General features: G+C 35.7%; 10 protein-coding genes. 8 read left to right on the top strand and 2 right to left on the bottom strand.

Translation table 11 applies throughout. From position 1 onward, the window contains the following. The first annotated feature begins 79 nt into the window (after nucleotides 1-79). The 6 genes from C8P67_RS20375 (at nucleotide 80) to C8P67_RS20350 (ending at nucleotide 8,120) form a co-directional block, all read left to right on the top strand. On the top strand, nucleotides 80-1,042 hold the full coding sequence (locus C8P67_RS20375) for an SIMPL domain-containing protein (RefSeq protein WP_115815039.1): 963 nt from the start codon (nucleotides 80-82) through the stop codon (nucleotides 1,040-1,042). Between the two features lie 156 nt (nucleotides 1,043-1,198). Continuing rightward, nucleotides 1,199-2,359 (top strand): vWA domain-containing protein, encoded by a 1,161-nt coding sequence (locus tag C8P67_RS20370; RefSeq protein ID WP_115815038.1) that lies wholly within the window; start codon nucleotides 1,199-1,201, stop codon nucleotides 2,357-2,359. Nucleotides 2,360-2,558: 199 nt separating this feature from the next. Next, nucleotides 2,559-4,214 (top strand): DUF4139 domain-containing protein, encoded by a 1,656-nt coding sequence (locus tag C8P67_RS20365; RefSeq protein ID WP_115815071.1) that lies wholly within the window; start codon nucleotides 2,559-2,561, stop codon nucleotides 4,212-4,214. 163 nt (nucleotides 4,215-4,377) lie between these two features. After that, on the top strand, nucleotides 4,378-5,277 hold the full coding sequence (gnd, locus tag C8P67_RS20360) for a phosphogluconate dehydrogenase (NAD(+)-dependent, decarboxylating) (RefSeq protein WP_115815037.1): 900 nt from the start codon (nucleotides 4,378-4,380) through the stop codon (nucleotides 5,275-5,277). Between the two features lie 108 nt (nucleotides 5,278-5,385). After that, a complete protein-coding gene (locus tag C8P67_RS20355) occupies nucleotides 5,386-6,705 on the top strand; it encodes a gluconate:H+ symporter (protein ID WP_115815036.1) in 1,320 nt (439 codons plus the stop codon). Continuing rightward, nucleotides 6,693-8,120 carry a gluconokinase gene (locus C8P67_RS20350; protein ID WP_115815035.1) on the top strand — a complete coding sequence of 476 codons (1,428 nt, stop codon included), beginning with the start codon at nucleotides 6,693-6,695 and terminating at the stop codon, nucleotides 8,118-8,120. The genes C8P67_RS20355 and C8P67_RS20350 overlap by 13 nt, the downstream gene beginning before the upstream one ends. Nucleotides 8,121-8,366: 246 nt before the next feature. On the opposite strand, the gene C8P67_RS20345 is transcribed toward C8P67_RS20350, so the two are convergent. Continuing rightward, complete coding sequence (locus tag C8P67_RS20345) at nucleotides 8,367-9,404, bottom strand: aldo/keto reductase (protein WP_115815034.1); 1,038 nt, start codon at nucleotides 9,402-9,404, stop codon at nucleotides 8,367-8,369. Nucleotides 9,405-9,635: 231 nt separating this feature from the next. Here C8P67_RS20345 and C8P67_RS20340 point away from each other — a divergent pair, with 231 nt between their 5' ends. Next, on the top strand, nucleotides 9,636-9,872 hold the full coding sequence (locus C8P67_RS20340; protein WP_115815033.1) for an addiction module protein: 237 nt from the start codon (nucleotides 9,636-9,638) through the stop codon (nucleotides 9,870-9,872). After that, nucleotides 9,869-10,186, top strand: coding sequence for a type II toxin-antitoxin system RelE/ParE family toxin (locus tag C8P67_RS20335; protein ID WP_115815032.1), 318 nt, complete (start codon nucleotides 9,869-9,871; stop codon nucleotides 10,184-10,186). The genes C8P67_RS20340 and C8P67_RS20335 overlap by 4 nt, the downstream gene beginning before the upstream one ends. Before the next feature lie 92 nt (nucleotides 10,187-10,278). Here the strand turns inward: C8P67_RS20335 and C8P67_RS20330 are convergent, their stop codons facing one another. Next, nucleotides 10,279-11,217: an OmpA/MotB family protein gene (locus C8P67_RS20330; protein ID WP_115815031.1), complete on the bottom strand. Its 939-nt coding sequence runs from the start codon at nucleotides 11,215-11,217 to the stop codon at nucleotides 10,279-10,281. Nucleotides 11,218-11,274: the final 57 nt, after the last annotated feature.

The following is an 11,274-nucleotide window of genomic DNA, read 5'->3' as shown; positions in this document are numbered from 1 at the left end:
AACGGCTTGTTGACCCATTCTCTCAAAAATATATTTCCTCTATTGATACTTTTACCATGTAAACTTAAAATCTATCAATATGAAAAAACTATTCATTTCATTTTTAATCATTCTGTTGTCTCAGTTTAGCTCTGGACAGGTTTCGGGAAATGTCAATTACCAAAATCAGTATTCTGAACAAAAAACAATCAATATCAATTTTCCATCTCAGGATGGTATTATGATAACTGTAAAAGGCCTTGCGAATGTTAAGGCAGATTCATACACTGCTATTTTCAGTTTAACTCAAATAGGTAAAACGACCAAAGAGGTCAATGAATTAATTAATCAGAGAATTTCGCAATCATTAACAGAAATCAAACTCAAAAAAGATGTTGTAACCTTTGTAGATATGATCTCATTTGTTCCTGTTTATGAATATGAAGTTGAGAAAAAGGTTTTCAGTCGTAAAACCTACAATGAAGTTCCAATTGGGTTTGAGTTGAAGAAAAACATTCATATAAAATACTCTGATCCCAATCAGTTGAACGATTTCATATCAATTTTATCCAATCATGAAATATACGATCTGGTACGAGTTGATTATGTCTCAAATACTTTAGAATCAATCAAAAAAGAAATGATGAACAAAGCAAAGCTGTTAATACAGGAAAAAACCAAGAATTATGAGGTAATTCTTGGTGAGACATTTACAAATGCAGAAAAAAGAATAACCGATGATTTTATTGTAAACTTACCTGTAGAAATGTACAAATCCTATGAAGCGTATAATAATTCTTATTTAAACTTAAAGAAAACAGCAAATGTCAATCAATCAAATAAATCGACTACGCTTTATTATCAGCCTGTATTTAATAAAGAATTTGATTTTATAATAAACCCTACGATCTTGGAACCGGTTATACAAGTACAATATGAAATAAAGATTTTCATTAATAGAGAAAAGAAACAAATTCCTAAAACAGATAAGCAATTTATACTGATTACTCCAAATGGCGATTTAAAGAATCTTGTTGTCGATACCGCAAAACAAAAGCTTTAAATTAAGCCTGAAACCTGTAGTAGATTCTGCTACAGGTTTCAGGCTTAATTTAAACCCGTTTCACCAAGTGAAAAGCCCGTTTCACCATTTGTCCAAAAAAAGAGTGTTTTTAGTTTCTAAGTTTGATCTGTAATCAATCCTTAAAAACTAGAAACTATGAAATCGACACTATTTATCTCAGCGCTTTTAGCAACAACACTTTCTTTTGCAAGCTGTAACAATTCGAATGCAAAACCCGTAGAAAAAATCAATCCCGAAAAGCCAAAAGGAGAAGACAATAACAAAATCCAAGTCGCACTTTTATTGGACACATCCAACAGTATGGACGGCTTGATCGACCAAGCCAAATCCAGACTTTGGAATATTGTAAACACTCTGACCACTCTTAAATATTCAGGAAAAACTCCCGATATCGAAATTGCGCTTTACGAATACGGCAACGACGGTTTGGCACAGCAATCTAATTATATTCGTCAAGTAACTCCACTAACCACTGACCTCGACTTGATTTCAGAAAAATTGTTTGCTTTGAGAACCAACGGAGGCAACGAATATTGCGGTGCGGTAATTCAGGACGCTACAAAAAAACTGCAATGGGGAAAAGCAAACGACAATATGAAGCTTATTTATATTGCAGGAAACGAAGCCTTCAACCAAGGCGGAATAAACTACAAAGAAGCGATCAGTGATGCAATGAAAAACGATATTTACGTCAATACTATCTTTTGCGGAAGCAGTTTGGAGGGCATAAATACCTTTTGGAAAGACGGTGCCGATTATGGCAAAGGAAAATACTTCAACATTGACTCAAATCAATCTATTCAATACGTATCAACGCCTTATGACGATCAAATATCAAAATGCAATGTAAAGATAAATTCGACCTATATTGGCTATGGATCGAAAGGCTCTGCTAAAAAAATAAATCAGGAAGTACAGGACAAAAATGCACAAGGCGTTTCATCTGCCAATTATGCGGAACGTGCCGTAAGTAAATCCAAAGCGGTATACAAAAACGAAAGCTGGGATTTGGTTGACCGAGTAAAACAAGATCCAAAAGCCATTGCAAAAATCAAAAAAGAAGAATTACCAGCCGAACTTCAAAACAAATCCGAAGCTGAAGTGCAAGAAATTATTACTCAAAAAACCAAGGAAAGAGAAGCTATTCAAAAAGAAATTGGTGAATTGGGCAAAAAACGCCAGCAATACATCGACACCGAAGCCAAAAAAACAAAATCACAGGACGATTTGGGAAAAGCAATCAACACTTCTATAGTGGCTTTGGCAAAAGTGAAAGGTTACACCGTAGAAAAATGAATCTTACAAAGTATTCACAACGACTTAAAAAAGATAGAATTAGCATAGTTTTACACAGATTTTTTTAATGATGCTTACAAAAATCTGTGTGAATCTTTGTAATACCTGGCAAAAAAAAAATTATAAAAAATTTGAGCAGACACCCAACCTTTTTCAACTTTTTGCCATCTATAGAGATATAATCTTAACTCACTACCTCATGAAAAAAATTTATTTCCTCTTTGCGTTATTGTTTTCGGCATTTAGTTTTGCACAAAAACCAATTTTCACGACTGCCAAAGTAAAAGCAGCGACCGTGTATTTTAACGCTGCAGAAATCTCTCAAACAGCCAATATAAATCTGCCATTAGGCACCAGTGAGATTGTCATCAAAAATGTAGCCGTCGATTTAAATGAAAATTCAGTACAGATAGGCGCCCCTGCGAGCGTAACGGTACTTTCGGTTCAATTTACCAACGACTACGTTTCGGAATATGAAGTGGATTTAAAATCTCCTGCATTGAAAAAAGTAAAAGACAGTATTGTTTTGGTTCAAAAAGAACTTTTAAAAACAACTAATGCCAAGAATTCGGAAACCAAAACATTGGCGCTTTTAGACAGAAATCAGCAGGTTTCGGGAGTGAATTCGGGTTTGAATGTATTGGAACTAATGAAAATGGTCGATTATTACAAAGCCAAACAAACTGAAATTGCCAATACAATAAACGCCTTAAATGAAAAAGAGCAAAAACTCAATGAGACTCTTCAGAAATTGAACAACAAACTCGAAGTTGATACTAGTAAAGAAGAGAAAACTTCTTCCGGAAAACTAATTGTCCAAGTGATGAACAATTTGGCTGGAGCCGTTCCATTGGATATTACTTATTTATCGAATAGTGCTTCATGGACTCCATTTTATGATTTACGCACCGAAAGTGTAACGGTACCAATCAATATGATGTACAAAGCGCAGGTTATTCAAAACACCGGAATCGATTGGAAAAAAGTAAAACTGACTTTATCTAGCGGTGTTCCCAACCAAAACAATCAAGCGCCCTTATTAAGTTCTTGGTTCTTAAATTATAGACCAACTGACAATGGGTTAAAAGAAGTAGTTATAAGTGGCTATGCTACCAAGAATAAAGGAGTAATGAATCAGCTGCAGGGAAGAGTTGCAGGCGTTGAGATTGCTAATGAAGAATATAAGGCACAGCCGATGATGCTAGCAAAATCTTCTGTTTCTGATTACACAACAGTATCAGAAAATCAATTAAACGTTTCTTTTGACATTGACATTCCTTATGATATTTTATCAAGTGGAAAAGTACACAGCGTTTCATTGAAAGAAATCAAGCTTCCGACATCGTATAAATTTTATGCTGTACCAAAAGCAGAAAAAGATGCTTTTTTACTAGCCGAAATTGCCGATTACAGCAAATACAATCTGCTGAGAGGAGAAGCCAATATTATTTTTGAAGGTATGTATGTGGGTAAAACTTTCATCGAACCAAATCAAACGAGCGACACTTTGAGTTTGAGTATGGGCCGTGATAAAAAAGTGAGCATCAAACGCGAAAAAGTCGTGGATCAATCGGGCACCAAGTTTTTATCTTCCAAAAAAGAACAGACTTTCACTTTTGATATTACCATTAGAAATAACAAAAAAGAAGCGATTGAAATGTTATTAAAAGACCAATATCCGTTGAGTTCCAATAAAGACATTGAAATCGAATTACTGCAAAGCGATCGTGCTAAAGTAAATCCCGAAACAGGAATTTTAACATGGCAATTGCAGATGAAACCAAATGAAACCAAGAAAATCAGGATAAGTTACAAAGTACGATATCCCAAAGATCAGATTATAGAGAATTTGTAAATTTAACCCTGTCAGATTGAATTCTGGCAGGTTTTTTTTTTTAGATTATTAAATTTCAATTATTTAACATAATTCATTTCAAAAGTAAAATTTAAATACCGAAATTATTAATAGCAATTAAACTAAAGTAATATTTTTACAAATCAAACAGAAAACAGACACAATGCAAATAGGAATAATCGGACTAGGAAAAATGGGGTTCAATCTAGCCCTGAATTTAAAAAGAAACAATTATGAAGTTGTTGCTCAGGACGTCAACTTAGAATTTGTTTCTAATATTGGGAAAGAAGGAATTGAAACAGCTCATACTGTAGAAGAATTATGCAAAAAGCTAAATAACCGAAAAGTAATTTGGTTAATGGTTCCTGCGGGCGAAATTGTAGATGCCGTTATTGACTCATTAGTGCCTCATTTGTCAAAAAATGACATTATTATCGATGGTGGAAACTCGAATTATAATGATTCCAAACGCCGATATACTAAATTGAAAGAACATGGAATTGATTTTTTAGACTGCGGAACCTCGGGAGGAACTTCGGGAGCGCTAAATGGTGCCTGCACAATGATAGGCGGTGATGCAGATGTATTTGATTATGTATCTAAAGTCTTCAAAAATATTTCTGTCGAAAACGGATCGCTATATACAGGAGCAGCCGGAAGCGGTCATTTTACCAAAATGGTTCACAATGGAATCGAATACGGTATGATGCAGTCTATTGCAGAAGGATTTGAAGTTTTTGAACATTCCGAATTTGATATTGATTTTCACAAAACAGCCAAACTGTTTAATCATGGTTCTGTTGTACGCAGCTGGCTGATGGAACTGACTGAAAATGCTTTTTCTAAAGATGCAAAACTAGACGGTATAAAAGGAATTATGCATTCCTCTGGCGAAGGAAAATGGACCTTAGAAACCGCATTGGATTTAGGCGTTCCAACACCTGTAATTGCGCTTTCTATAATGATGCGTTACCGTTCCCAAATGTCAGATACCTTTTCTGGAAAGGTTGTGGCCGCACTTCGAAATGAATTCGGCGGTCATGCTGTTGAGAAAAATGAATAATCGCCGAGAATCTTATTAAATTAGACTTAGCAGGTCTTAAAAACCTGTTAGGTCTTGACAGAAACTCAATTTTCAATAGAATTATCACATCCATAAAAAAATTATTTCATGTCCTTACTGATTCTGATTGCAAGTATTCTACTGTTATTGTATTTAATCTCCGGCGTTAAGCTTAACGCTTTTATAGCCTTAACAATCACAGCATTTTTTGCAGGGATTTTAAAAGGAATGCCTTTCACTGATTTAATAAATTCCTTTCAGCAGGGTATCGGCAGTACGCTGGGGTCATTGATTTTAATTATTGCGTTTGGCGTTATCTTAGGAAATCTCCTTTCAGACAGTGGCGCAGCACAGCGGATAAGTTCGGTGATGATTAATTCCTTTGGCGTGAAGCACATCAAATGGGCGATGGTGATTACAGGTTTCTCCGTGGGAATTTCGATGTTTTACAACGCAGGTTTTATTATTTTAATTCCAATGGTTTTTGCAGTTGCCAAAAGCACAAAGCAGCCTATTATATATCTAGGGATTGCAATGGCTTCGGCACTTTCGATAACACACGGTTTTTTACCGCCTCATCCCGGACCAACAGCAATCGCGGTTATATTTAAAGCTAATATTGGAAAAACACTCCTGTACGGATTAATAGTGGCAATTCCTTCTCTTTTTGCTGCCGGAATTATTTTTCCTGAGTTTATCAAAAAAATCAATGCTTTTCCTCCAAAAGGTTTATTTGAAAGCAAAACATTTACTGAGACTGAAATGCCTTCTTTTCAAATCAGCATTATAACAGCGTTAGTTCCTGTTATTTTGATGGCGACAGCAACATTCAGCGAATTGTTTTTAGCAGAAGAAAATTCCCTGCGTTCCATTATAATTTTTATTGGAAACCCCACCATTTCAATGCTGATTGCCATACTTTTTGCAGTGTTTACATTAGGTATTTTCCGCAACAGAAAAATGCAGGACATTATGGATAAGTCTGGTGCTGCATTAAGCGCAGCTACAATGATAATTTTGATAATTGCTGCCGGAGGTGCTTTTAAACAAGTGCTTATAGACAGCGGAATAGGAACAGATTTAAGTACATTTTTCGAAAAATCATCTCTCTCTCCCCTAGTTTTAGGATGGCTGATTGCTACGATAATCCGAATTGCTTTAGGTTCTGCCACTGTTGCGGGATTAACCGCAGCCGGAATTGTGCAGCCTTTAGTTGCGGCATCGGGCGTAAGTCCTGAATTAATGGTACTTTCGATAGGTGCAGGAAGTTTAATGTGTTCTCATGTCAATGATACGGGGTTCTGGATGTTCAAAGAGTATTTTGGCATCAGTGTTTCCGACACGTTTAAAACTTGGACAATCATGGAAACAATTATTGGAGTTATGGGATTAATTGGAGTTTTGATACTGAATATATGGATCAAATAAAATCACATTTCGTTGGCATTGACATTGGAACTACAGCTACAAAAGCGGTATGTTTTGACCTGCATGGAAATGTAATCAATCAGATTTCGCATTCGTATCCAATGTATCATCCAAAACCAGATTGGAGTGTACAGAAACCGCAAGAGATTTTAGATACTGTTTTAGAATGCATAAAAGAAATTACCGCAGCTATTCAGCCGCAATTTATCAGTTTCAGTTCGGCGATGCAGAGCATTATCGCAGTTGATGAAACTGGAAAACCGCTCACCAATGCAATTTTATGGGCAGATAACAGAGCAAGCGAAATAGCCGAAAAAATCAAAAACTCAGAAAAAGGAAACCCTTTTTATCAAAAAACAGGAATACCGATTCATCCTTTTTCGCCCATGACCAAAATAGTATGGCTCAAAGAATCTGATTCTGAAGTTTTCTCCAAAACTTACAAATTCATCAGTATAAAAGAATATGTCTGGCATCATCTCACTGGAGAATATGCTACGGATACTTCAATGGCTTCGGGCACAGGATTATTGAATATCCATACTTTACAATGGGATGATGAAATTCTGGATTTTTTAAAAATAAAACCAGAACAGCTGTCTGCAGTTTGCGAAGTGACGCATCAATGCAAAGGAGTTTTGGATAATCTCTTATACGTAATTGGCGGAGGCGACGGCGCTTTGGCAAATCTGGGAACAGGAGCAATGAATAAGGGATTTATGGCATTGACAATTGGCACAAGCGGAGCAGTCCGTTTACCCATTGATCAGCCATCTCTCGACCCTCAAATGCGGACACAATGTTACCATCTCAAAGGCAATGAATATCTTACTTTGGGTGCAGTAAATAATGGGGCAATAGTTTTGCAATGGCTTAAAGAAACTATTCTAAAAACAGCTGTATCTTATGAAACTCTTTTTGAAGAAGCAGAAAAGATTCCGGCAGGTTCCGAAGGTTTACTTTTTGTACCTTATTTACTGGGGGAAAGAGCACCAATCTGGGATGCTTCTGCACAGGGAACACTTTTAGGAATGCAGATTACGCATACACAAGCACATTTGGTCAGAGCCACTTTGGAAGGCATTTTATTTGGCTTATTTCAAATTACAGAAATTCTATTGCCCGATCCCAAAAAAAGAAAAGAAACAACCGTTATGGCCAGTGGTGGCTTTGGGAAAAGCGAATTTTGGCTTCAGATCACAGCCGATATTTTTCAGATGAAAGTACAAACCTCACAAACTATCGAAGGTTCCGCGTGGGGTGCCGTATTAATAGGATTAGAAGCCAAAAATGTTTCTGCAGAAAACCAGAATGAAACAGGAAAAACCTTTTTTCCAAATCCGGCAAATGAAAAAGTATATACTGAATCCTTCAATAAGTTCAAGAAAGTATATTCTTTGCTGAAAGAACTGTAAAGAAAAATCCGTAAACTTGTTTTTATGAGCAGAATAATTGCTTTTCAGCACAGCATTTGTCCCGCTGTCCATTATATTCCCGATAAATAAAAACTACGGCTAAAAAGCCTTGTTTTTCTAAATCGGGAGATGCCATTTCCATCGGGGCTACACTAGAAATTTGGTAATTCTAAAAGCTTTTAAGATAAAAAACCCTGTCAGAGTTTAAAACTCTGACAGGGTTACTTATTCAAATTTACTATTATCTTATGGCGCCGGATCAGGAATAACAGCCTGAACGGCGTTAATCTCATCTAAAATTTCTTTTGATAAAACAACGTCAATAGTTGCAATATTTTCTTTGAGCTGTTCTATTGTTGTAGCTCCGATGATTGAACTGGTCACAAAAGGCTGGTGCAGGACAAAAGCCTGAGCCAACTGAGTTAATGTCAATCCGTGTTTATGGGCAATTTTTTGGTATAATTTAGTCGCTTCTGTAGATTGAGTACTGCTGTATCTTGCATATTGCGGAAACAAAGTCAATCTAGCATTGGGATGACTTTCACCTGTCAAAAATTTTCCGGACAAAACTCCAAAAGCCAATGGCGAATATGCCAATAATCCCACATTTTCGCGAAGACAAACCTCAGCAGAAGCATTTTCGAAAAGGCGGTTCAGCAAAGAATAGGGATTCTGGATCGTTTTAATTCTTGGCAGATTGTTGTACTTACTTTCTTCCAGAAAACGCATCATTCCCCAAGGATTTTCATTAGAAACTCCAACATGTTTTATTTTTCCAGCTTTAATCAGACTGTCTAAAGTCTCCAAAACCTCATGAATATTATCTTCCCAAGCATCATCCTGAATTTTAAGCCCGCGCTGTCCAAAACAATTCGTTTTACGCTCCGGCCAATGTAATTGATAAATATCCAAATAATCGGTTTGAAGACGCTGCAGACTTTTGTCCAAAGCATATTGAATACTTGCTGGCGAAAAATCAAGTTTTTCACGCATATAACCAAAAAGAGGATTTGGTCCTGCAATTTTGGAAGCCAAAACAATTTCTTCTCTTTTTCCTGTTTTCTTCAGCCAAGTACCAATAATTCTTTCGGTGCTTCCGTACGTTTCTTCCCTGCTTGGAATAGAATACATCTCGGCAGTATCAAAAAAATTGACTCCTTTCTCGAGTACATAATCCATTTGGGCATGTCCTTCTGATTCCGTATTCTGCTGGCCAAAAGTCATTGTGCCAAGGCATATTTTACTGACTTTGATATCGGTATTTGGTAAAGTGGTATATTTCATTTTTTTTAAGTTGCTGAGTTTCTGAGATGCTAAGAAACTAAGTTTTTTTTTATTGAAAGCAAAGATAAAATTAATTTATCGTTTAGCATTTTTAGAATTGCAACAAATTAGAATCGGATTAATAGGAATTGAATGTTTGCCTGAAACCAAATTACCCGTCTTTACCTATTTTTTTTGTAAATTTGTAATTAACAGTATCTTTTAAGTAACCATTTAATCAGCAAACTAATTATGAAACTACAAGTTTTACATGATAGTGACGGAAATAATTCGGGCGTATATATTCCTGCTCAAGAATGGGATTTAATTAAAAAACAATACCCTGATATTGAAGAAATCACTGACGATATACCTGATTGGCAAAAAGAAATTTTGTCTTCAAGAATTGAAGCAATTTCTAAAAACCCAGAAAAAGTAAAACCAATTAAAGGTCTTTTTGATGCGCTCGATAAAAAAGTCAAAAAATGATTGTGTTTGATTTTGAACTAAACTATTTTGAAGAAGTAGAAAGAGATATTGATGAAGCCAAATTATGGTACTATGAACAAAGTCCTGATACTGATTTAGAAGAACGTTTTGCGAAAGCAATAAAAGAAATCATTTTAAAGATTCAAAAAAATCCTTTTATCTATTCCCCAATATTTAAAAATATTCGCATTGCTCATCCGAAAATATTTCCATACGGAGTTCATTTTTACATTGAAGAAGATATAAAACAAATCACAATCGTTGCAATCCTTCACAACAAACAAGACAGAACTAAATTAAAAAAGAGACTTTAAAGTCATATTCATTCCAATAAAAAAGGTTCACGTTTGCACGTAAACCTTTTTTGTAACTTTGATACTTAGTCTCTAAAATATTCAGCAACTCCCTAAAAATCATTCAGCATTTTAGAAATTTCGTCCAATTTAGGAGTCAGGATTATTTCAATTCTGCGGTTTTTAGATTTTCCCTCAGCTGTGCTGTTGCTTGCTAATGGCGAATATTCACTGCGTCCTGCAGCAGTAAGATTTTGTTTGTTCACTTTTTTGTTTTCACCCAAAATAGTAACAATTGCCGTTGCTCTTTTGGTTGAAAGATCCCAGTTGTCGGCAATTGGACCTGAACCTTCATACGGATCATTATCAGTATGACCTTCTATCAATACCGAAATATCTGGATTGTCACCTAATACTTTCCCTACCTCAACAACTGCTTTTTTTCCTTCGGCACCAACTGCCCAGCTTCCTGAATTGAAAAGCAGTTTGTTTTCCATAGAAACATATACTTTTCCATTTTTTTGTTCCACTGTCAAACCTTTGCCTTCAAAACCATTCAGCGCTTTTGAAAGTGTTTCTTTTAGTTTTTTCATGCTGGCTTCTTTAGCAGCAATTAAATCTTCCAGTTCTTTCAAACGCTGGCTACTTGCATTAAGCTTTGCCTGTTCATCTGCAAGTGCTTTTGCTTTAGCATCCAGCTGCGCCAATAAATCACGGTTCTTTTTCATATTGGCTTCCAATGATTCATTGCTGTTTTTTTCAAGAGCGGCATAAGAATCCTGCATCACTTTCATTTTATCTTTGGCAGCAGCCAAATCAGCCTGAACTTTGGCTAGATTTGAATTTACCTCATCCAAATTCTTTTTCAATGCTTCTTTCTCCGATTCCAATTGTTTTTTGGAAGCCAAAAGGGCAGCATTTTCATCAGAAATGGCTCGATTTTCTTTTTTTAGATTGGCAAATTGGTTTTCAAGATCATTGTAGATTTTCTTGGAAACGCAAGAAGTGCTCAATGCAAGAATTAAAAGTCCAATGGAAATTCTTTTTATCATTTTTATTTATTTTTGAATGTTGTACTCTCTTTTTTTAAATCAAAATTTCTTAAAATC

Origin of the sequence: Flavobacterium aquicola (genome assembly GCF_003385115.1) — a bacterium.
Taxonomy (GTDB): Bacteria; Bacteroidota; Bacteroidia; order Flavobacteriales; family Flavobacteriaceae; genus Flavobacterium; species Flavobacterium aquicola.
This window is presented reverse-complemented; position numbering and strand designations above follow the sequence as displayed.

Coding starts and splice junctions, on each gene's coding strand:
- C8P67_RS20355 (WP_115815036.1), top strand. CDS start 5,386: ATGTCCTTACTGATTCTGATTGCAAGTATTCTACTGTTATTGTATTTA.
- gnd (WP_115815037.1), top strand. CDS start 4,378: ATGCAAATAGGAATAATCGGACTAGGAAAAATGGGGTTCAATCTAGCC.
- C8P67_RS20330 (WP_115815031.1), bottom strand. CDS start 11,217: ATGATAAAAAGAATTTCCATTGGACTTTTAATTCTTGCATTGAGCACT.
- C8P67_RS20340 (WP_115815033.1), top strand. CDS start 9,636: ATGAAACTACAAGTTTTACATGATAGTGACGGAAATAATTCGGGCGTA.
- C8P67_RS20345 (WP_115815034.1), bottom strand. CDS start 9,404: ATGAAATATACCACTTTACCAAATACCGATATCAAAGTCAGTAAAATA.
- C8P67_RS20370 (WP_115815038.1), top strand. CDS start 1,199: ATGAAATCGACACTATTTATCTCAGCGCTTTTAGCAACAACACTTTCT.
- C8P67_RS20350 (WP_115815035.1), top strand. CDS start 6,693: ATGGATCAAATAAAATCACATTTCGTTGGCATTGACATTGGAACTACA.
- C8P67_RS20375 (WP_115815039.1), top strand. CDS start 80: ATGAAAAAACTATTCATTTCATTTTTAATCATTCTGTTGTCTCAGTTT.
- C8P67_RS20365 (WP_115815071.1), top strand. CDS start 2,559: ATGAAAAAAATTTATTTCCTCTTTGCGTTATTGTTTTCGGCATTTAGT.
- C8P67_RS20335 (WP_115815032.1), top strand. CDS start 9,869: ATGATTGTGTTTGATTTTGAACTAAACTATTTTGAAGAAGTAGAAAGA.